General features: G+C 38.5%; 22 protein-coding genes, 2 tRNA genes and 6 pseudogenes. 14 read left to right on the forward strand and 16 right to left on the reverse strand.

All coding sequences use genetic code 11. The features are described 5' to 3' along the window. Positions 1 to 347: adenylyltransferase/cytidyltransferase family protein (locus DYY66_RS11075; protein WP_166289331.1), on the reverse strand; the 347-nt coding region annotated here is incomplete at its 3' end. Positions 348 to 416: 69 nt separating this feature from the next. Between DYY66_RS11075 and DYY66_RS15025 the strand changes: the two genes are divergently transcribed. After that, positions 417 to 578, forward strand: a complete 162-nt coding sequence (locus DYY66_RS15025) for an RNA 3'-terminal phosphate cyclase (RefSeq protein ID WP_255496448.1) — start codon at positions 417 to 419, stop codon at positions 576 to 578. Further along, a partial coding sequence (locus DYY66_RS11080) for an RNA 3'-terminal phosphate cyclase (RefSeq protein ID WP_255496449.1) occupies positions 566 to 1,352 on the forward strand: 787 nt, incomplete at its 3' end. The genes DYY66_RS15025 and DYY66_RS11080, both read left to right, overlap by 13 nt. A 158-nt stretch (positions 1,353 to 1,510) precedes the next feature. On the opposite strand, the gene DYY66_RS11085 is transcribed toward DYY66_RS11080, so the two are convergent. Then, positions 1,511 to 2,005 carry a CopD family protein gene (locus DYY66_RS11085; RefSeq protein WP_166289334.1) on the reverse strand — a complete coding sequence of 165 codons (495 nt, stop codon included), beginning with the start codon at positions 2,003 to 2,005 and terminating at the stop codon, positions 1,511 to 1,513. Between the two features lie 84 nt (positions 2,006 to 2,089). Here DYY66_RS11085 and DYY66_RS11090 point away from each other — a divergent pair, with 84 nt between their 5' ends. Next, the gene (locus DYY66_RS11090; RefSeq protein ID WP_166289337.1) at positions 2,090 to 2,587 is read left to right on the forward strand and encodes an LEA type 2 family protein; all 498 of its coding nucleotides are present in this window, start codon (positions 2,090 to 2,092) and stop codon (positions 2,585 to 2,587) included. On the opposite strand, the gene DYY66_RS11095 is transcribed toward DYY66_RS11090, so the two are convergent. Further along, positions 2,584 to 2,982 (reverse strand): pyridoxamine 5'-phosphate oxidase family protein, encoded by a 399-nt coding sequence (locus DYY66_RS11095; protein ID WP_166289340.1) that lies wholly within the window; start codon positions 2,980 to 2,982, stop codon positions 2,584 to 2,586. The two genes, DYY66_RS11090 and DYY66_RS11095, sit on opposite strands and share 4 nt — an antisense overlap. Before the next feature lie 104 nt (positions 2,983 to 3,086). Beyond that, positions 3,087 to 3,974: a Fic family protein gene (locus DYY66_RS11100; protein WP_166289343.1), complete on the reverse strand. Its 888-nt coding sequence runs from the start codon at positions 3,972 to 3,974 to the stop codon at positions 3,087 to 3,089. Between the two features lie 320 nt (positions 3,975 to 4,294). Here DYY66_RS11100 and DYY66_RS11105 point away from each other — a divergent pair. Then, positions 4,295 to 5,129: pseudogene (locus DYY66_RS11105) on the forward strand (alpha/beta fold hydrolase). A gap of 215 nt (positions 5,130 to 5,344) precedes the next feature. Here DYY66_RS11105 and DYY66_RS11110 read toward each other — a convergent pair. Together DYY66_RS11110 and DYY66_RS11115 are read right to left on the reverse strand one after the other, a co-directional pair. Continuing rightward, entirely contained in the window at positions 5,345 to 5,998 is a 654-nt protein-coding gene (locus DYY66_RS11110) for a hypothetical protein (RefSeq protein WP_166289346.1), read from the reverse strand. A gap of 348 nt (positions 5,999 to 6,346) precedes the next feature. Next, a tRNA-Val gene (locus tag DYY66_RS11115) sits at positions 6,347 to 6,421 on the reverse strand. A 134-nt stretch (positions 6,422 to 6,555) separates the two neighbouring features. Here DYY66_RS11115 and bluB point away from each other — a divergent pair. Together bluB and DYY66_RS11125 are read left to right on the forward strand one after the other, a co-directional pair. Then, positions 6,556 to 7,266 carry a 5,6-dimethylbenzimidazole synthase gene (bluB, locus tag DYY66_RS11120; RefSeq protein ID WP_166289349.1) on the forward strand — a complete coding sequence of 237 codons (711 nt, stop codon included), beginning with the start codon at positions 6,556 to 6,558 and terminating at the stop codon, positions 7,264 to 7,266. Between the two features lie 25 nt (positions 7,267 to 7,291). Then, a tRNA-Arg gene (locus tag DYY66_RS11125) sits at positions 7,292 to 7,386 on the forward strand. A 70-nt stretch (positions 7,387 to 7,456) separates the two neighbouring features. On the opposite strand, the gene DYY66_RS11130 is transcribed toward DYY66_RS11125, so the two are convergent. The 6 genes from DYY66_RS11130 to DYY66_RS11155 all read right to left on the reverse strand — a co-directional run bounded on the left by DYY66_RS11130 (position 7,457) and on the right by DYY66_RS11155 (position 10,485). Further along, complete coding sequence (locus tag DYY66_RS11130; RefSeq protein ID WP_166289352.1) at positions 7,457 to 7,999, reverse strand: DUF1697 domain-containing protein; 543 nt, start codon at positions 7,997 to 7,999, stop codon at positions 7,457 to 7,459. A gap of 49 nt (positions 8,000 to 8,048) precedes the next feature. Further along, positions 8,049 to 8,498 carry an SRPBCC domain-containing protein gene (locus DYY66_RS11135; protein ID WP_166289354.1) on the reverse strand — a complete coding sequence of 150 codons (450 nt, stop codon included), beginning with the start codon at positions 8,496 to 8,498 and terminating at the stop codon, positions 8,049 to 8,051. Then, complete coding sequence (locus tag DYY66_RS11140) at positions 8,495 to 8,803, reverse strand: metalloregulator ArsR/SmtB family transcription factor (RefSeq protein ID WP_166289357.1); 309 nt, start codon at positions 8,801 to 8,803, stop codon at positions 8,495 to 8,497. Before DYY66_RS11140 ends, DYY66_RS11135 begins: the two co-directional genes overlap by 4 nt. Positions 8,804 to 8,887: 84 nt before the next feature. Then, on the reverse strand, positions 8,888 to 9,283 hold a 396-nt coding region (locus DYY66_RS11145; protein WP_218583731.1), incomplete at its 5' end, for a hypothetical protein. A gap of 400 nt (positions 9,284 to 9,683) precedes the next feature. After that, a complete protein-coding gene (locus DYY66_RS11150) occupies positions 9,684 to 10,151 on the reverse strand; it encodes a hypothetical protein (protein WP_166289363.1) in 468 nt (155 codons plus the stop codon). A gap of 91 nt (positions 10,152 to 10,242) precedes the next feature. Then, positions 10,243 to 10,485: a hypothetical protein gene (locus tag DYY66_RS11155; RefSeq protein ID WP_166289366.1), complete on the reverse strand. Its 243-nt coding sequence runs from the start codon at positions 10,483 to 10,485 to the stop codon at positions 10,243 to 10,245. Positions 10,486 to 10,758: 273 nt separating this feature from the next. On the opposite strand from DYY66_RS11155, the gene DYY66_RS11160 reads away from it, so the two are divergent. Then, the gene (locus DYY66_RS11160) at positions 10,759 to 11,238 is read left to right on the forward strand and encodes a peptidylprolyl isomerase (RefSeq protein WP_166289369.1); all 480 of its coding nucleotides are present in this window, start codon (positions 10,759 to 10,761) and stop codon (positions 11,236 to 11,238) included. Between the two features lie 120 nt (positions 11,239 to 11,358). Beyond that, positions 11,359 to 11,610: pseudogene (locus DYY66_RS11165) on the forward strand (peptidylprolyl isomerase); the annotation flags it as partial. Positions 11,611 to 13,142: 1,532 nt separating this feature from the next. On the opposite strand, the gene DYY66_RS11190 reads toward DYY66_RS11165, so the two are convergent. After that, positions 13,143 to 13,619, reverse strand: a complete 477-nt coding sequence (locus DYY66_RS11190; protein WP_166289384.1) for a hypothetical protein — start codon at positions 13,617 to 13,619, stop codon at positions 13,143 to 13,145. Positions 13,620 to 14,411: 792 nt separating this feature from the next. Here DYY66_RS11190 and DYY66_RS11200 point away from each other — a divergent pair. After that, positions 14,412 to 15,305 (forward strand): PfkB family carbohydrate kinase, encoded by an 894-nt coding sequence (locus DYY66_RS11200; RefSeq protein WP_166289390.1) that lies wholly within the window; start codon positions 14,412 to 14,414, stop codon positions 15,303 to 15,305. Between the two features lie 35 nt (positions 15,306 to 15,340). Further along, complete coding sequence (locus tag DYY66_RS11205; protein ID WP_166289393.1) at positions 15,341 to 15,673, forward strand: dUTPase; 333 nt, start codon at positions 15,341 to 15,343, stop codon at positions 15,671 to 15,673. Here the strand turns inward: DYY66_RS11205 and DYY66_RS13335 are convergent. The 3 genes and pseudogenes from DYY66_RS13335 to DYY66_RS11215 all read right to left on the reverse strand — a co-directional run bounded on the left by DYY66_RS13335 (position 15,667) and on the right by DYY66_RS11215 (position 17,362). Further along, the gene (locus DYY66_RS13335) at positions 15,667 to 15,837 is read right to left on the reverse strand and encodes a hypothetical protein (RefSeq protein ID WP_255496451.1); all 171 of its coding nucleotides are present in this window, start codon (positions 15,835 to 15,837) and stop codon (positions 15,667 to 15,669) included. The two genes, DYY66_RS11205 and DYY66_RS13335, sit on opposite strands and share 7 nt — an antisense overlap. 59 nt (positions 15,838 to 15,896) lie before the next feature. Continuing rightward, a pseudogene (locus DYY66_RS16630) lies at positions 15,897 to 16,167 on the reverse strand (tetrahydromethanopterin S-methyltransferase subunit A); the annotation flags it as partial. A 109-nt stretch (positions 16,168 to 16,276) separates the two neighbouring features. Continuing rightward, a complete protein-coding gene (locus tag DYY66_RS11215) occupies positions 16,277 to 17,362 on the reverse strand; it encodes a DegT/DnrJ/EryC1/StrS aminotransferase family protein (protein WP_166289399.1) in 1,086 nt (361 codons plus the stop codon). Between the two features lie 84 nt (positions 17,363 to 17,446). Here DYY66_RS11215 and DYY66_RS11220 point away from each other — a divergent pair. From DYY66_RS11220 to DYY66_RS15035, 4 genes and pseudogenes are all read left to right on the forward strand, one after another. Then, positions 17,447 to 17,917 (forward strand): hypothetical protein (locus DYY66_RS11220; protein WP_218583733.1); only part of this gene is annotated, 471 nt, incomplete at its 3' end. Between the two features lies 1 nt (position 17,918). Beyond that, positions 17,919 to 18,114 (forward strand): annotated as a pseudogene (locus DYY66_RS16635) (hypothetical protein); the annotation flags it as partial. Between the two features lie 33 nt (positions 18,115 to 18,147). After that, positions 18,148 to 18,882: pseudogene (locus tag DYY66_RS15030) on the forward strand (tyrosine--tRNA ligase); the annotation flags it as partial. 1 nt (position 18,883) lies between these two features. Then, positions 18,884 to 19,236 (forward strand): annotated as a pseudogene (locus tag DYY66_RS15035) (tyrosine--tRNA ligase); the annotation flags it as partial. Positions 19,237 to 19,956 lie beyond the last annotated feature (720 nt).

Here is a 19,956-nt window from a genome sequence, read left to right on the forward strand (position 1 = left end):
TCAAAGACACTTTTTCCTCTTTTTTTGTACAATGTTAAAGTAAATTCATCATTTGAAAAGACCACATCATATGGAGGAACGATGGAATCAACATGATAAGTCCATTTTTCATGGTCTCCTGTATCTGGTACAAAGAATATCTTGACACGCTCCAAAGTCTTGGGATCAAGTGATGAAAGAATCATTTCTTTTCTCTCATCCGCAGTAAACGGATTTCTTTTTTCATTGTTCTTGTTTGAGCTTCCAATTCCGATCCACAGCTTGTCAACTTTTGACAATCCAATCTTTACTGCTTCTAGATGTCCCTTGTGAAATGGTTGGAACCTGCCAATTAGAAGACCATCCATTATTGAGATCTTGTTTAGCTTGTTTAAAAAACCATCATTAATTAGATTCCAAAATTAAACGAGATAACTATGGAACCAATAAAGATAGACGGTGGATGGGGAGAAGGCGGAGGACAGATAATTCGAAGTGCAGTTACACTGTCTGCAATCACAGGCAAGCCAGTAGAGAAGAAAATATCCGAAAAAACCGAAAGGTTTCAGGTCTTAGACCACAACATTTGCTTGGAGTAAAGATTTTGTCAAAGATCTGTCAAGCTAGAGTAGAAGGCCTCTTTGTAAATTCAACTTCGTTAAAGTTTTTTCCTTCACAAGGACTGGACTTGGATCTTCAAGAAGACATTGGTACTGCAGGAAGCATTTCACTTATTTTACAAGTATTGATTCCTGCTGTCTCACTTATGAAAAACAGTTTGAAATTATCAATTATCGGAGGTACTGATGTTCCTTTTAGTCCCACATCTGATTATACCAAACATGTTTTTTCTGAAGCACTTTCCAGAATGGGAATCAACTTTACTTCAGAGATCAAAAGGCGCGGATACTATCCTAAAGGCAGTGGCCTTGTTGAGACCCAAATACAGTCTTGCAAAAACCCAATTCCAATATCACTTCTCAAAAGAGATACCAAAGCTGCAAGACTCGTATGCGCTTACTCACAGATACCAAGAGAAGCAATAGAAAAAGAGACAGATACTGCAAGAAATATTCTTGCAAAGAATGGATTTGATTGCAATATCATAATCAAGGAAGAGAATGCATTGGACAAGGGATGCTCAATGCTGATATCTTCACATGATTCAGGTTCTGTTACAGGCTCTGATGGAATATACCACAAGAACTTGAACGGACTTGGAGAATCGGTTGCCAAAAGATTCATCGAATCAAACCTCGGTGTAGATCTTAATCTTTCTGACATGCTTGTAGTTCCACTATCACTCATCAAAGAAACTTCAGTATTCAGAGTCAAACAAATAACAAAACACTTGGAGACAAATCTTTTTGTTGNGTTCCACTATCTTTAATCAAAGAGACTTCGGTATTCAGAGTAAAAACAAATAACAAAACACTTGGAGACAAATCTCTTTGTTGCAGCCAAGATGACTGGCTGCAGATACGGGATAGGAAAGCTAGACGACGGCTTTGAAGTAAGAATCTCCGGAGTCTCAGACGCCTGAGTGAAGCAGTGCTGCCATCAGTAGTATAACAATAGAGACTATCACAGTCAGCCTGCCAAGCATGATAATCTTTGAGCGTAGTTTTTGTAAATGCTCACCTGAAAGACTCTGTGTTTCTATCTTCTTTTCCACCTCAGTTCGAATCAGTCTAACATGTATTGCAAATATGATTATCAGTACAATTACAAGAATTATCTTGATGAAAAGAACAATACCATAATTTGTATCAAGTATCATCGATGGTTTTTCAATGATACCAACAGAGTTGTAGATTCCAGTCAGGATTAGTACGATAAGAGACGGCACTCCAATCATGTTGAACCTGCGTCCTACGCTAATCATTATTGACAGCCTTCCCTCTACAGAATCTGAAAATGTCTTGAGTAATGGAGCAAGAACGATTCCAATGAATATGGAACCTCCAACCCAGATTGATGCTGCAATGAGGTGTGCCCACATGATCAGTGCATTAGCAAGTAACATCACACTATTTGCCGGGTCAACGAATAATATCTATTCTCATCTCAAGAAGGTTTTTTAATTGAACAGACCCCGTAGCTTTTAGATTTGATAAGCACGGGCAGACTGGTCATAATAGCATGTTTTGCAGGCCTTGGCGCAATGATGTTGTTCTTTTACCTATATGCAAATTCTTTCCAGAGCGATCTTAACAAAGTAACAGTAGACATTGACAGCATCAAGGTTCTAGACGAGAACAAGATTGACAAGCGTGCACATCTTGATGTGAGATTTAATATTCAAAATCCAAATTCAATTGTGCTTACCATATCTACAATTAATTATCAATTATTTGCAAATGGACAAAATCTTGGAGAGGGACATTTTACAACAGAAGATATCCCAGAGGCTGGAAGGCCTGCACTTTTTGCCAACAGCAATCTCACCTTGCCTACAACATTTGATCTTGTAAACAGTGAAGCAATTGCAAAGGAATACTCTGACATCACAACAGGCCAGCCAGTAAAATACGAAGTAAAGGGTCAGATAACCATAGAGTCATTTCTGACTGCAGTCATCAAAGACTTTGATCTAAATTCTGGCTAGCCCAAGCCCCAACTGATTTTAGTTTTCGGAGTAATTTTTACAAATGGTGCTTCCTCTTCTTTCCAAGGGTTCTCCCTCACCCAAGCAAACTTTTTGAAAAATATATCATAGAGGTGTTTGAATTGCGGCCCCTTTTCGATAAAGGTGGTAGTACCCTGTACCACAACAGCCTTGTGCTGGCTAGGCGAGTAGATATCAACAGAGATTGCAATCTTGTTGTTCTTTTTTAGATTTGCATACTTTTTGGTGTCATAGTCTGTTGCAAAGTAAAAAAAGCCATCTTCAAAGTGATACGTCACAGGTGCGATATGGGGTGTATCCCCTGCACTGGTAGCTATTCTGCACCCCTCATTCTCATTTAGAAATTCTGATTCTTTTATGGTAAATTTTATCACAAACTGTGATTCTCAAGCATCGAATAAAAAGAAATGGCTGGAAAGAGACTTGCATAGACAGAAAATTTAGCATTAATCAAGCAAAATCTTGGAACAAAAAGAGCCTATTTGAGAAATCTCTTGTATTCTTTGATGTATCTTTTGATGAACCACTGGAGAAATATCCTATCTTCCTTCCTCACCTGCGACCTTTCAAGCGAGTTGTAGTAGCTATTTCTTCCCTCATATGGAATGTTAAGCATGGGATAGTCTTTCTTATTCAGTATAAAGTTCATGACTAACCTTGACACTCTTCCGTTTCCGTCACCAAACGGATGGATTGTCACGAATTTCAAATGAGCCATTGCTGCAAGCTCTACAGGATGCCGTTTGTTTTTGTTCTTGCTGTACCATTGGAAGAACTCTGTCAACATTGGAAAAACTTCTACTGGAGATGGTGGCATGAACTTACTTCCTCCTATTGCAACCTGGTACTTTCTGATTTTTCCTGCAATGTCTGCCTTTGTTTGATGGAATAGTTTCCAGTGCCAGTCAAGGACCATCTGCAACGTAAGATCCTTTTTGGATTTCAGAATTTCGTAAAAAAGATCTCTGTGAGCCTCAGCTTCTTTCACATCCCTTAGAGGCTTGCTTGTAGGAGTAATTCCTCTTTCGAGTAGGTCAGCAGTCTCTCTTCTAGTAAGAGTAGACCCCTCGATCCTCTGAGTATCGTAGGTGAACTCGGTTACAAATGTCTGCAACTCTTTCTCTTTGACAGACTTGGGTATCGTCCTCTGTTCCTTGGAAAAGTTTTTCTTTATTCTGTCTGCATCAGCGTACCACTTTTCCTTGTAGATGTCATCCACAAACTTTGCCTTGATCTCGTTGATGTTCTTTGGGATCTTGTCTCCAAGATAGGTGACTCTCTTCTGGATCTTTCCACCTTCTCTGACGCTTTGTTCTAGATAATAGTAGGTTTTCCCCTTTACCATCTTCTTTCCTATTGCCACCATGGAATTAGTTATACCTACATATTTATAAAAATATCATTTTTCATTAAAATGTAGGTATAACTAAAATACTAGATCATATCGAAAATCTGCACCAATAGACTATCTCATTTATTAAGTAAAACATCCTACAGAGATTNGAAATTAGTTATACCTACATTTTAATAAAAAACGGTATTTTTGCAAAAATGTAGGTATAACTCAAAATACTAGATTTTATCGAAAATCTACACCAATAGACTATAAGCTGATCAAATCAACTCACAATTCGGATTTTATTTATTAAGTAAAACATCCTATAGAAATTTGGTAGGTCTAGAATAATGTCATTTGTAAGCGTAGGTAAGGAAAATTCAGGTTCAATCGATCTCTACTATGAAGATCACGGAGCAGGTAAACCAGTTGTACTTATCCATGGGTATCCACTTAGCGGAGCTTCATGGGAAAAGCAAGTCCCGGTCTTGCTTGATGCGGGGTTTCGTGTCATTACATATGATCGAAGAGGTTTTGGCAACTCGAGTAAACCCACAACAGGATACAACTATGATACTTTCGCAGATGATCTTCACAAACTTGTAAACCATCTAAAATTACGTGACTTTTCTCTGGTTGGTTTTTCCATGGGAGGAGGTGAAATTGCTCGATATTTTGGAAAACATGGATCAAAAGGTATCAAAAAAGCAGTCTTCATTGGCGCGGTTCCGCCTTTCTTGCTGAAAACACAGGACAATCCCCAAGGCGTTGACCAAGATGTCTTTGATGGAATCCAAAAAGCAGTTTCAACTGATCGTTATGCATTCTTTACCGAGTTTTTCAAAAACTTTTTCAATACTGATGTATTGATGGGCAAGAGAGTGAGTGAGGAGACAGTCAAAGCATGTTGGAATCTAGCAGCTACCGCATCTGCCAAAGCTAGCTATGATTGTGTCCCCACTTGGCACGAAGATTTTAGAAAAGATTCTATCCCGAATTGATGTGCCAACTCTTGTCATTCATGGTGATGCAGACCGTATTGTGCCTCTTTCTGCATCGGGAGAGAAGACTGCCAAGTTGGTAAAAGGAGCCAAGCTAGTAGTGATTAATGGAGGACCACATTGCATAACCTGGACACATGCTGATGAGGTAAACTCTGCACTGCTGAATTTTCTTAAAAGCTGATTTGATTTTCAATAGAAAAAGTCATCTCTGAAACTTTCTCATTAGACAAATTGGTGCTTAAATAGAAATTTTGCAATATCATTCTGCCCACAAGAATTGGTACTTTGCAGTTGTGGAGGTTGGTGGGCAATTTTTTCTGTTTAAACGATTCCTGTACAGAATGATAAAATGGGCCGAGAATTCAGAAAAGAAGAAAAAGAGTAGGAGAGGTGGTCTTAATTGACCGGATAGAACCTGAGTTGCAATACTTTTACGCCGTTGTTGTCATATGACCACAAGTAGTTCTGAAACGTAGGATCAAAGATGTTTACACATGTAGTCTGGCCTGTAGTCTGGTTTACGTAACACAGTGTGGTTAGTTGTGATGTCACATCTGTGAATGATTGCTTGCCTTGGGTTCTCATCGTTATGACCTGATTTAAGGAGCATATTTGTTCGCCTGTTGTAGGATCTGTTGCACATGTTGTAAGTGAACTATGACCTCCAGGTGTTCCAACTGCTCTTGCCCACACTGTATACTGTGGAGAGCCAGAAGTGGTAGTTGGAGGCGGTAGTTGAAATGCAGCCTTGCCATCTAGTGCATTGTTGTCTAGCACATAAAAGTCAGTCCCTGGAGAGAGATTGATGTCTGCATGACCCTTTAGTGGGACAAATATCACATTTCCACCACTGTTGTCTGTTGTTGGAAAGTTAGCTGTATTTTTTACACCAATGATGTTCAGATTGAAATGTTGTCCGCTTGGTGCTCCGTTACCTGTTGCAAACGATGTTTGAATATTGCCAACACTTGCAAAAAGAACTAACAGTAATCCTGTGCTCAACGAGATTGCTGAAAGTTTTTTTGTCAAAGCAGTGTTTGTTCTAGTCATTACGCCTTTGCAATAATAATTGTATAAAAGAAACGCGTAGCTTTACTACGTAATCAAATTCTATAATAAAGTATATGATCCAATAAAAAATTAGATCGCAGAAAATTGTATGTAATTTGTTTTACAGACAAAAAGAGTTCAGAGCATCACTAGTCTCATTCATAATGTAGCTCAAACTGNGTATTGTGAAGACCATTCTAACATATGTACAAAAGGAGCTCAAAAACCTACAGTCACTTGTCCATTCATAATGTANAATCTTTAAGAAAGCAGCAAGCCCAGAATGACAATCACATCAAGATGTAAGTACAAGAAAACAAGAATAATNTCCCGTACAGAGTAATAAAATGGGCCGGGAGAGATTTGAACTCTCGACCACCTCCGTGTCAGGGAGGTATCCTAACCAGACTAGACTACCGGCCCAATAGAATTTGGCCTCACTCTAGACGTTATTAACGTTTAAGAAAATAGGTTCAAGCCAACACATAATGGCAATAGTATCAAGATGTAAGTACAAGAAAACAAGAATAATATGCAATGCACCAAGTGACTAGAACATGATTGGTGATTTTTCACCAGAGGAAAAGGATGGATTTTACAAGGCAGTATTTTCTAGACGCGATGTTAGATCGCATTTTACTCCAGAGCCAATTGATGAGCAAGTTCTTACACGTATCTTAAACGCAGCACATCATGCTCCATCTGTGGGATTTTCCCAGCCATGGAATTTCATTCTAGTCAAAAACACAGACACAAGAAAACAAGTCAAGGATTCATTTGATAAAGAACGAATTCGTTCCTCTGCTCTTGTCGAGGATCCAAAAAGATCAAAGTACCTGTCACTAAGATTGCAAGGAATCATGGATTGTGCCGTAAACATCTGCATTACATATGATCCTACAAAGTTTGGTCCCTTTGTCATAGGAAGATCAAGCATTCCAGAGACAGGAATCTATAGTGTCTGTTGTGCAATACAAAATCTCTGGCTTGCAGCAAGGGCAGAGGGAATTGGTGTTGGTTGGGTCAGCATACTTTCAAATGATGATCTCAAAAAAATTCTTGAAATTCCAGATCATGTTGTTCCAGTTGCATATCTTTGTCTTGGGCATGTATCAAATTTTGCAGACAAGCCAGATCTAGAAAGTGCTGGTTGGCTGCCACGCCTTGGTCTCAAAGATGTTGTATTTTATGAAAAATGGAATAACAACAGTGATCCCAACTGGCAAGAGATTCACCAGATGATCATCTCAAACCTTGATTACGCTTAAATGCATACCAAGTGTGCTTTTTTTTGGGCTCGTGGCGCAGAGTCATAAATTGACGCGAAACATGGATAGCGCGGTAGCCTCCTAAGTTACAGGTCGAGGGATCGAAGCCCTCCGAGCCCGTTTTCGTTGTGCGAATGGAGATTTTGATGACGATTTAGAATTTCGAAATGGTTTCAAAAAATTAATGTCTCTAAGCATGCATTGAGTTTACAATATCAAACAAAGCTGATACTGTCTTCCAATTTCGTGTTGTTGCAGTAACTTTTAGTTTTCTTTCAAAAAACATGTTGTTTAATTTGCTCTTTCCATATCCATTGGGAAAAAAGAGATAAACCTGCTTGCCATGAATAAAAACCTCTTCAGATCTGTCTTTTAGTTTGTTTATGTCATCTTTTGGCATGTCAGTTGGGTCATCCGACAGAAAAGTGACATGAGTCTTGCTTGGATCCTTATTGCAAAATGGATTATTCTCGATCACTGTATGAAATTCGCTTTTTGTTCTGATTAAAACAGAAACATCAAACTTGAAGTACTGTTTAATTTTAGATTCAATTTTGTCAGCCAATTTAGTCGTATTTGTATTAGAATATTGAAAGATCACATTGCCACTTTGAATATACGTCTTCACGGATTTGAGCTCTAAAGATTCGTAGATCTTTTTTAGATCTTCCATATTGATTTTTTTCTGACCGCCTACGTTTATCCCACGTAACATCGAAATGTAAGTAATCATAGTACATTTTACATGTGTATGATAATTAAATTATTGAGTTACCAAGAATTTATTTTTTGTAGTATTCAGCCAATAGATTCAGATGCATCGACCATCCCTCGTTGTGGTCTTGGAAACTTTTGTTGCTTGGCTCCTTGCCTGTAAATCCCGAATGAGTCAGTTTCAGTCTCGTTTTATTTGGACCCATTTGTTCCAATTCCCATGTTACAATAGTTTCAGGAAAGTTTGGAGTATCTACCCATTTCCATGTATAAGCAAGTTTTTTGTTTGGTACAAATTCAAGAATTTTTCCTTCGTTAAACGAATTACCATCCCTATTTCCGCAGGCCCTGGCTGAATCCTTGTAAAATGAGAACTTGAACTTGCCACCGGCTCTTGGCTCAAATGTTACTGCATCAGGAAACCAGTTGGTCAGTTCTTTGGGATCAGAGAGTGCCTTGAATACTGTTTCAGGGGATGCATCAATTTCTATTGTTTTTCTAATTTCATTTCCAGTCATTTCTTTTTCTTCTCCTTGTTTTCTACAAATTCCTTTAGTGAGCTCAGGTTGTATCCCCACATTTTTTCAAAATAGTTTAAAATTTCAAGCGATTTTTTTTCATTTAATGAATAGAAACGATTCTTGCCCAGTTTTTCTTCAGTAACAAGATCTGCGTTTTTTAGAATGCGTAAATGGCTAGACAAGGCTGGCGGTGTAAATTGAAAATGCTCTGTCAGCTCACCAGGAGTCATCTTTTTCTTTCGAAGCAACATTAGGATCTCTCGTCTATTGTCGTCTGCAACTGCTTTCCAGACTGATTCCATGTCGATATAATAATTAAATAACTATTTAATTGTTTAGGTGACACAGTCAGAGACTAGACATGAAACAAAATTAAAATGGAAATTTTAGGTTGAGGTGGTTCCAGCTGTACTTTTCACTACGGCTTTGAAGATGTTTACTGTGTAATCTCCCTCAAAGATGTGAATCATTTTGCCATTATCAACAGATGACACCCTGAAATATTGTTCATAGGAACCATCGCTTTTTACAGGAGTTTGTGCAACGTAGACTGGCTTGTCACCTTTGTAAATCTGGATTACAACAGGATAACCTGGTGCAGCATTTTGTACTGTTCCCCAAACACTACCAAATGGTAATTTACTATCACTTGGAATATGCATGGAAACAATACTTTTTTCCAGTGCAACATTTTCTTCAGGCACTAGCTTCTGGTCCCATTCTGCTCCCTGTGATGCAGGCAGCGTAAGACTTGGAAGCAATAGTATGAAGAATCCAAACATNCAATAGTCTGAATTTCGTACAATCCAAAGGTTGTACTTTCTATTGCTAAATCGTCCTATTTCGTAATGATTCTGCCAAAAAGTATAGCTAAATACAAAATTGTTGCAATAGATTAGGCGTGGTGGTACCGTTGAAAAGACGAAAAAAGTATATCTAAATATTAAGTTGACGTATCTGTTATTCACCCAACTTGANCCAAACATTGCGCCTAGTAGCAACTTCATGTCAGAAATTCCGTATCGTTAAATATTAAGTTGACGTATCTGTTATTCACCCAACTTGATTTCAGAAGAGAAACTAAACGATGGATGCAAATGCAATTGCCATTACGGCGGAGCAATAAGCTGTCCTTCATGTAAAGAAAATCACGGTAAACATTTTTGCGCGCACTGCAAGTAGTTACTTTTTCTTTTTTGCGCTTTCTTTTGCTGCCAAAGTCTTCAGATTAGCAAGATCTACTTTGAGTTTCTCAATCTCTACAATTGTATGAAGATTTGATATCTCAGATTTTAATCCCTCAATCTCGTCGTCTTTGTTCTTAAGTGAACTTCGAAGTGAGTCAAGTTCAGCATTTAATTCAGATTTTGCCTGACTAATCTGGTTTGATGTCATCTGCAGGGTCTGACCGCCGCTGTGGCTAGCTAGCTTTTTTTTTTCTTCGTGTCCGTGGTCATCATGGCCTCCAAGTGCATGCATGTACTGGGTACTTTTCAGAGCCATCCAGCATATAGCTACCAAGAACCATGAGATTGCCATGAAAACTATGAATATCTGCTTTGTTGCCTCTGGCATTACAAAGTACAGTATAGTCATTGATACTGCAAGACAAGATGTCACGATTGTAGGTATGTCGTATTGACGTCCCATGAATTTACCTCTCTGGTGCTTGAATATAAATAGTAATGCAGATTTCCAGCATGAAAAAATGACTTGTGTAAAAATGAAAAAGGGGTAAATGCTATTGAGCGCTTTGAGTAGTTTTGCTTGGTGCAATCTCCATTTCTGGAACTTCAGACTGCAAGATCTTTATTTTTTGCAAAAGTTCGTTTCTAAGATCTCTAGCTACTCGTCTTACTGTTGGTCTTGGAACCCCCAATTCTTCTACTACTTTGGAGTAGATATCTTGTTTATCTGTAAAGCCTTTGTCAAGCAGTTCATTGATTGCTTGTTTGATGCTTGTGCTTTGAGTAGTACGATTCACGAATTTTAATTTCAAGATGTTCTATATAAGACTGTTACTATAATTTTAGTAATAATTTTTGATACTTGAAAGTTTGACTTTGACACAAATGCAATATGATATGATTGTATCACAGAATCATAATTTTTTAAGAAATTTTACAAATAAAAATTTGTTATCTAAAATGTTTTTATTTTACCAATTTGTTATGACCATGCGGAATCAGTAACTTCGTTTACCCCACTGGATAAGTATGGAGAAAAGTTCTTATGATTAAAAACCAGTTGTCAAGACGTGTCAAAAGCAACCGTTGAAACAAATTTTGGCAACATAGTCTTTGAATTATTTCCAAATATTGCTCCAGAAACTGTGAGAAACTTTACCAAATTAGCAAAAAGTAACTTTTATGATGGAACACTGTTTCACAGAGTGATTCCTGGCTTTATGATTCAGGGAGGAGACCCAAATACAAAAAAATCAGACAAGGGTCAATGGGGAATGGGCGGACCTGGGTATACAATAAAGGCAGAATTTAGCTCAAGGTCTCACCTCAGAGGCATAGTATCAATGGCAAGAGCCACGGACCCAAACAGTGCAGGCTCTCAATTCTTCATAGTAACCACAGATAGCACATTCCTAGACAAACAGTACACTGTCTTTGGACAGGTCCTGCAGGGAATGGATGTAGCAGACAAGATTGTCAAGCTTCCAAGGGACAAAAATGACTGCCCACAACAGGAAGCAAAGATTATACGAATAAGTGTGTCAGAGTAGGAAAAGAGTTGAAAATTCTCCTTAGTCTTCTTGTTATACCAATACTGATACTTGTAAGTTCACAAGCATTTGGTCAAACGCTTGGAGATATTCCTAATGAAGTCATCAAGATTACAATTNAAGGCAGAATTTAGCTCAAGGTCCCATCTCAGAGGCATAGTATCAATGGCAAGAGCTATGGATCCAAACAGCGCAGGTTCTCAATTCTTCATAGTAACCACAGATAGCACATTCCTAGACAAACAATATACCGTCTTCGGACAGGTCCTGCAGGGAATGGATGTAGCAGACAAAATTGTCAAGCTTCCAAGGGACAAAAATGACTGCCCACAACAGGAAGCAAAGATTATACGAATAAGTGTGTCAGAGTAGGAAAAGAGTTGAAAATTCTCCTTAGTCTTCTTGTTATACCAATACTGATTCTTTCAGGCTCACAAGCATTTGGTCAGCAGCTTGGAGATATTCCTAATGAAGTCATCAAGATTACAATTGATGAAAATGGTACTGCACATGTAACACATGTAATCAACTCCAGTGCTTCCACTTTCAAACCGATTCAAGTAAATACTGTAGAAGGCAAGATGCAGAATCTTACTGTTACAGACGGCAAGGGCAACTCTGTGGAATATGGTACACTAGAAAAGACACCAGTGTCTGTAATCATTAGCGCTTCACAACGAAATACGACTTTGATCAAGTATGATCTGATAAATGTTGTAAACGATACTGACGGCTTGTGGAAATGGAATTACTATGAACCAACAGATACCGGCTTTACTGCATTTCATTTTCCAAAAGGAGTTGACATGATCTGGGCAACTGGCAGACCAGTATATCTTGGAAACTTGGGCCTTGGCCAACATGGAAATGGATTTAGATTAGAATATGTCATAAACGAACCTGTTATCACCCAAACTGTTCAAGCGGGAGGCAAGGACGTGGCAGTTGGAGTAAGAACGATTTCAGGACTTGGAAATTATGTTTTCAATCCATCAGCAAACACATACTCCTTGGATATAGACAGGGCTAATGTGCCAATCAGTGTAATAATGCCAAAGGATCTTCTAGCNACAAAATCATACTCGTTGAAGATAGACAAGGCCAATGTGCCAATCACCGTAATAATGCCAAAATACCTTCTAGCTGGTCCATATGCTGTGAAAATAAACGGCAATGCAACCTTGCACACAGAATTCCATGATAATGCAACTCATGCATGGATTGGGTTTGAACCAGCCAAAAATGGCACTGTATTGATAACAGGAGAAGCAGTTGGCCAAGTACAAACTGGTTCAGATAATACANCAGTCAGGCCAGGGAGGTTCAGATAATGCAGGAACAACCGGCTCAGGTGGTTCAGGAATAACTGGTCCATCAGATAATTCAGGTGTGGATGGAAGCGGGCTAGGTGTTTCATCCGACAATACATCAGTCTACATTTTGATTGGAGGTATAATTGCAGCAGGCATAGCAGGAATCATCATAGTCAAGAAAACAAGAAAGCCCGAAGTCANGTGGTTCAGGTGTGAATGGAAGCGGGCTAGGTGGCTCATCTGACAATACATCAATTTACATTTTGATTGGAGGAATCATTGCAGCAGGCATAGCCGGAATCATCATAGTCAAGAAAACAAGAAAGCCCGAAGTCAAGAAACCCTAAATCGTTTAAGGAAAAACCAAAGTTTTCACCTTTAGATTATTAATAGCAAAAGACAGGGAAATTTCATGCAATGTGGGTGTCATTGTATAAAATGCGGCAGCATGGAATTGTCGTCAAAACAAGTTGGAGAGATTGAAAAAGACGGTTACTTTGACATGCATCACACCTGTCTCAAATGCAGAACACACTTTGACCACCTAGAAGGCGATGTCTTTGACTCGTGTGAAAAGTGCAGATTTAATCTCTAGTTGACTTGAAGCAGTCTTACTCTTGAATAATAACTGCGCTTGTCTTTGAGATCCTTTTGGAGTTCATGAGTAAATGCCATGGTTGCAAGTACCTTGGATACATCTAGTGGAACTGCAGACCAGCCATATTCTCTTAGCTGTTCTACCACTTCAGATACGGTTCTTGCTTGATCAAAGAATGCATCCTCAATTAGTGTCTGCATTTTGCTTCTGATCTGATCTTTTCCGATATAGGTAGGTTTTACAAATTCAGGCTCATGTACCTCAGCGTCTTCAAGTGAGTGCAGCAATCCAGTTGTCTGTGGACTGGATTGATCATAGGAATATTCGTATTGGATGCTGTTATTGCTAGAGTCTTTTACAAATGATGCCAGGTTACAGATTACTTGCTCTACGCTTTCATTGTCTATATAGAAGTCCTTTGATTCTATCTCAATTTCATTTTGACCGTATTTTATCTTGATTCTTGCCATTTGTAACATTCAATCGCGTTTGACTTGATTTATTTTGTTAGCTCTAAGTAGCTTAGAAAACTGATCAAAATATTTACACAAATTATCTTGATTTTTTTTCTGTATACTACTAAAAGGGAATATTCCGATTTGTCATTGTGCAAAGACGCTCAAAGGCAGTAATCATAGTAGTGTGTGTTATAGCTGTACTAGGAATNACTAGGAATATTTGCCTATTCTCAATATCTGTCTGCCACTCATCTGAGCATCTCTATACTTGAGAGTAAGGTGTTACAGAGAAATGCAGATAATTNTCGATTTGTTATTGTGCAAAGACGTTCAAAGGCAGTAATCATAGTAGTGTGTGTTGTCGCTGCGCTAGGAATATTTGCCTATTCTCAATATTTGTCTGCCACTCATCTGAGCATCTCAATACTTGAGAGCAAGGTAATACAGAGAAATGCCGATAATTCACTATACAACATGACACTTCAATTCCAAAACCCCTCATTGCTTCCCATTAACGTAGGAGCGACAGACTTTGTCATATCGATCAATAACGAGAATCTCGGTACAGGTACGCTACAGCCGCTTTTGATACCACCTATGGGAAAGATTGCCTCACAAGCTCCATTTACTGCTGATAACAAAATTCTTGACAAGTATAACAAGAGTGACAGTGTTCCAAATGTCAAGTTGACTGGAACTAGCAAGTATGGAATTTCAGTGATATCAGTGAATGTTCCATTCACATATTATCCAACAGAGCAAGAAGCCAGAGAATTTATACACGGTTCCTAAAACCAAAAAAATATGCTTACTGTATTTGGATCAATAGCTTACGATACCATACGAACACCCAAAAAAATTGTCAAAGATGCACTGGGAGGAGCAGCAACATATGCTGCAATCTCTTCAAGTTTCTTCACCAAGCCTGGCTTGATTGGAGTTGTAGGCGACGATTTTCCAAAAAGTTATCAGAATATTCTTGATAGATTTGTGGATACACGCGGAGTAGTTCACGCAAAAGGTAAGACCTTCAGGTATGATGGCAGCTATGATTCAACACTCAGCATGAGAACAACTAACAAGACAGAGCTAAACGTACTAGGCGATTTCAAGCCCGTAGTGCCAGAAGAATATAAAAAATCAGAGTTTGTATATCTTGCAAACAACGATCCCGTTCAGAATACCAAGATCCTCAAGGAGTTTGACAAGGTCAAATTTTCCATGTGTGATACCATAGAATTTTGGATATCAAGTAAAAGAAATGATGTAATCAAGATGATGGGTTCTGTTGATTCAGTTGTGATAAATGATGAGGAGGCAAAGTTGCTTACAAAGACTCACAACTTGATAAAAGCTGCAAAAAAGATCATGGAATGGGGAACAAAGTATGTCGTAATAAAAAAAGGCGAACATGGCTCTTTGTTGTTTTATGATGATGTCATATTTCCGTCACCTGCCTTTTCAATGGAAGATATTGTAGACCCGACTGGTGCAGGAGACTGTTTTGCAGGAGGAATGATAGGATATCTTTCAAGCAAAAACAGTACAAAGATGTCAGATATCAGAGAGGCTGCAGTATATGGAAACATCATGGGTTCATTTGCAGTAGAAAAATACGGCGTGTATGGAATAACTGGACTCAAAAGACCAGACATCAACAAAAGGTTTGACAGATACAAAAAGATGGTCCACTTCTAACAAAGGTTATAGATATCAAATTAAAAAATAAAACAATGGACGACAAGCTAGATACAATTTTCAGCATGCAAAAAAATCTTGAAAAGATGATGAACCTTGAACGCTATCCAAAAGATACGCAAGGAAAGGTTTCTGCACTTTGTACAGCAATAATTCATGAAGCAGTAGAGCTACAGATGAACACAAACTGGAAGTGGTGGAAAAAACCCACACCATTTGACGAAGCAGCAGCACGTGAGGAGCTAATAGACATCTGGCATTTTGTAGTCCAGGCATCGCTTGAGCTCAACATGACTCCAGACGATATCTTGAAAGAATATCAAAAAAAGAACCAGATAAACAGACAGAGACAGCTAGACGGCTACTGAGTTTGTCTCAGCGTCTCAATGATACTCTTTAGTTCAGAGATACTGGTTTTGCCAATTTTGTTTATGATTTTGACTTGGCCTTGAAATTTTGATACTTCTTTTTTGGATATAGTCAGTATAGGATGAGGGCTTACAGAACCAATAATTTTGTTGTTCTCATCCATTCCATTTTTGTACAGACATAGTAACGAGTCACCAGAGTTGTGTCCAAGCGTATCTTTTNCATTTTTGGATATAGTCAGCACAGGATGCGGGCTTACAGAACCAATGATTTTGTAGTTCCCATCCATTCCATTTTTGTATAAACATAGTAGCGAGTCACCAGAGTTGTGTCCAAGTGTATCTTTCCCACAAAGTATTATCGTGTTGATTTTTTCATTTGATAGAACCGATCGTACAAGAGAATCAATTCCCTTGTTTTCAGACAATAGTCTTCCAGCTATTGCAACCTCTTTGATAATAGATGATTTTGATATGTCTTTTAGGAGATTCATGCTTGATAGTGTGCATATTGCAATGTTTGATTTTGGATCCCCAAAGAATACTCTTCTTCTATTGGAAGAATAATCCTGCACAGTTCTCCTGCAAGTTCTTCAATTATATTCATGCAATCAATTTGTGCAATGTTTCTGAAATGTAATGCAGATTATTTTCTGTAACAAGCGGGTTTACTGGAATGCTAAGAACCGAGTCAGCAGCCCAATCAGTAAGAGGAAGCTTGAGATTCTTTTTGTAAAACGGAGTCTTGTGCACAGGAATTGCATAGTATGAAGTCGCACCGATACCTTGAGCATTTAGCTGCTTCATCAGTTTGTTGCGGTTCTTGGTAGCAATCGTATAGAGATACCAGTTTACATTGACACCATCTCTTTCTCCAGGCAATATGACATTAAGATCAGACAAGAGTTCATTGAGAATTGTTGCATTCTTTTTTCGCTTTTCCAAGAATTTTGGCAATTTTTTCATCTGGACCTTTGCTAATGCAGCGCAAATCTCTGGCAGTCGTAGGTTTAGTCCAAGTATCCTGGTATCATACCCATGAAGCATTCCATGGTTTCGAATCTTGCGTAGTTTTTCATAGAGACCTTTGTCATTTGTAACCAAAGCCCCACCCTCTCCAGCAGTCACAACCTTTGCAGCATACATGCTAAAGCAGCCAAGTTTTGAGAATGTTCCAGATTGTTTTTTCTTGTATGTAGTGCCTAGTGATTGGCATGCATCTTCAATTACCTCAAGATTATGCTTGCGTGCAATTTCAGAGATCTCATCCATGTATGAAAAGTTGCCATACAGGTGAACTGGCATAATTGCTTTTGATTTTTTTGTTATCTTATTTTTTAGATCGTCTGGATCCATTGTATAATTTTCTGGGCGTATGTCAACAAATACCGGTTTTGCACCAACTGATACGATGGAATTTGCAGTTGCTACAAATGTAAAAGATGGTATCAAGACTTCATCTCCCTGTTTTATGTCAAGAGCATATAGTGCAGCCTGCAGTGCGGCTGTGCCAGAATTTACCGCTACAGCATATTTTGATTTCGTATAAGAGGCCAAGAGTTGTTCAAATTCTTGTACTCTCTTTCCACCAGAGTTTGCTGCAGTTGTAAGAGATTTCTCAGTTAATACAGAACGTACTTCATTTATTTCGTCTTTTTCGATAATTGGTACATTTATCGGAATTTTCAATAATACAATAGAAAATTTTCACCATAATTAAAGTTCCTAAATTAAAACCAATTCTTATATTTCAGAGTTATAGATCGAGATCAGATGAAAGTGCACCTGCAAAAAAATGATACCCAATACAGGATTTTCTTGTATGTTTTCTACGTTAGCGCATTCATAATGTGCTCCATTACAATATTTGGATTCTATGCAATGATACAGGAATGGTTAACCAAGGGCACATATGTAATGGGCGAGGTACTTGTCAAGACAGAATTTCCAACACCGCACTTTGCAAAATTATTGACATGGTTATTTTTCACAGCAATTGTCAGCTGGTACTGTGTCTCGCGATTAGGCTGGAAAAAGACAGTCACTGTCTCAAAATGGAAGCTTACAACAGTACAGTTGATGCTCTTGGGTCTTGCAATAGTAACACTCTATGAAACAATTTACAACTTTGTCCTACTAGGTTCTCAGATCTCTGCTGCAATGATACAGGGCATAAGACCAGACATTGATTCTCTTACTGTAGCGTATCCAGATCCAAGCAGGCCATGGAATCTCATATTTGCANTGCTCAGATCTCTGCTGCATTGGTCCAGGGTGTAACACCAAACATTGATTCTCTTACTGTAGCATATCCAGATCCAAGCAGACCATGGAATCTAATCTTTGCAACAAAGATGTTTCTTGCAGCATTTCTGATAAGCTCACATGCATTCTATCTGAGTACACGCCCCAGAAAGTCAATCCAAGAACTAGATGCTTAAATTTATAGGAATACTCAGTGGAATCTGACTGGAATGGACGTTACAGAAAAAATCAGACTTGTAACTAGAGAACCTACAGAGGAAGTAGTAACTCAAGAAGAGTTGTTGAATCTGTTTAACACAAATTCACAGCCCAAACACTACATTGGTCTTGAGATATCTGGTTTTATGCACTTGGGCAGTCTGATACTTACCGGATTTAAAATAAATGACTTTATCAAAGCAGGAGTCAAGTGCACAGTATTTTTGGCAGACTGGCACACTTACCTAAACAACAAGCTTGGTGGAGACTGGGACAAGATTCGAATGGTTTCAAAATACTATGCTGATGCATTCAAGATGTTCTGTCCTGGAGTTGAGATTGTAGAAGGCTCACAACTTTATGAATCAAATAGAGATTATTGGTTGAATCTTGTCAAGTTTTCAAAGAACATGTCACTTGACGCACAATGCGTTCTCTTACAATAATGGGAAGAACTGCAGATAAAGACAAGATTGATCTTGGCCAACTTTTCTATCCCCCAATGCAAGCAGTAGACATTCACACAATGGATTTGGATATAGTGCATGCCGGAATGGACCAGAGAAAAATACACATGCTTGTACGAGAGATCTTCCCAAAAATGAAATGGAAGGTGCCAGTTGCAGTCCACCATCATATACTTGCAGGCCTTGGAGAACCAGAGCCTGCCTCTAATTCTAATAATTCTAATAATTCTGATTCAGATTTTGTATCAAGCAAGATGAGCAAGTCAAAATCCGCATCAGNGCCTGCCTCAGATTCTGATTCAGACTTTGTATCAAGCAAGATGAGCAAGTCAAAATCTGCATCAGGAATATTTGTTCACGATACAGACGAAGAGATCAATTCAAAATTCAAGAAAGCGTGGTGCCCAGAAGGAATGGTAGAAAAAAATCCAGTGCTTGAGATCTCAAAGTATATCATTTTCCACAAGTTCAATGAAGTTACCGTAGAACGTCCAGAGAAATTTGGTGGCAATGTCACCTATACCAGTTACCAAGATTTGGAAGGTGATTTTGCACAGAAAAAGCTACACCCGTCAGATCTCAAGGCCACAGTATCAAAATATGTCACAGAAATCATCAGGCCAATAAGAGAGANCCTGGAAGGAGATTTTGCACAGAAAAAACTGCACCCATCAGATCTCAAGGCCACAGTCTCAAAATATGTCACAGAAATCATCAGGCCAATAAGAGAGAAGATCACTCTTACACCAGAACTTGCAGAAGCGATAAAGAAAACTACTTGAGAGCAGGCTTTACTTTTCTTGAGAATAATGATATCATCTCAAGTGAATTTGACAGCCCTATGAAATTGACAATAAAGTAGCCAATCCCAATTTTTGTATATTGTTCTAGATAATGTATCACTTCATCAGGTGTACCCAACGCAATGCTGTCCTTTGATCGTATGATAAAATCTGCAATAGATTCATTTTTCTTTTTTAGTTTTGATACAATGTCTTTTACATCATCTTTGTCTTTTCCAACAAGTACCCGCAACAGTACAGAATTTTCTATTTCCTTGTAATCTCTTTTGATGAGTTTACAATTCTCATGTAACAATTTTATTTTTTCTTCCAGGATTTGTGCAGTTCCAAACGGATGATTGTATCGTGTAGCATGTTTTGCAGCAACCTTCATGAGCATTTTTCCCNAGATTTCTGCAGTTCCAAACGGATGATTATACCTTGTAGCATGTTTTGCAGCAACCTTCATGAGCATTTTTCCCCCTCCGCCCACTATTATTGGTGGATGTGGTTTTTGCACAGGCTTGGGATTACAGATGGCATTTTTGATTGAATAGTGTTTTCCCTTGAA

It is taken from the genome of Candidatus Nitrosotalea sp. FS (assembly GCF_011319475.1).
Lineage (GTDB): Archaea > Thermoproteota > Nitrososphaeria > Nitrososphaerales > Nitrosopumilaceae > Nitrosotalea.

Coding starts and splice junctions, on each gene's coding strand:
- DYY66_RS11190 (WP_166289384.1), bottom strand. CDS start 13,619: ATGGCAAGAATCAAGATAAAATACGGTCAAAATGAAATTGAGATAGAA.
- DYY66_RS11130 (WP_166289352.1), bottom strand. CDS start 7,999: ATGATTACTTACATTTCGATGTTACGTGGGATAAACGTAGGCGGTCAG.
- DYY66_RS11085 (WP_166289334.1), bottom strand. CDS start 2,005: ATGTTACTTGCTAATGCACTGATCATGTGGGCACACCTCATTGCAGCA.
- DYY66_RS15025 (WP_255496448.1), top strand. CDS start 417: ATGGAACCAATAAAGATAGACGGTGGATGGGGAGAAGGCGGAGGACAG.
- DYY66_RS13335 (WP_255496451.1), bottom strand. CDS start 15,837: ATGGATGAGAACAACAAAATTATTGGTTCTGTAAGCCCTCATCCTATA.
- DYY66_RS11135 (WP_166289354.1), bottom strand. CDS start 8,498: ATGACTGGAAATGAAATTAGAAAAACAATAGAAATTGATGCATCCCCT.
- DYY66_RS11140 (WP_166289357.1), bottom strand. CDS start 8,803: ATGGAATCAGTCTGGAAAGCAGTTGCAGACGACAATAGACGAGAGATC.
- bluB (WP_166289349.1), top strand. CDS start 6,556: ATGATTGGTGATTTTTCACCAGAGGAAAAGGATGGATTTTACAAGGCA.
- DYY66_RS11200 (WP_166289390.1), top strand. CDS start 14,412: ATGCTTACTGTATTTGGATCAATAGCTTACGATACCATACGAACACCC.
- DYY66_RS11110 (WP_166289346.1), bottom strand. CDS start 5,998: ATGACTAGAACAAACACTGCTTTGACAAAAAAACTTTCAGCAATCTCG.
- DYY66_RS11150 (WP_166289363.1), bottom strand. CDS start 10,151: ATGGGACGTCAATACGACATACCTACAATCGTGACATCTTGTCTTGCA.
- DYY66_RS11205 (WP_166289393.1), top strand. CDS start 15,341: ATGGACGACAAGCTAGATACAATTTTCAGCATGCAAAAAAATCTTGAA.
- DYY66_RS11100 (WP_166289343.1), bottom strand. CDS start 3,974: ATGGTGGCAATAGGAAAGAAGATGGTAAAGGGGAAAACCTACTATTAT.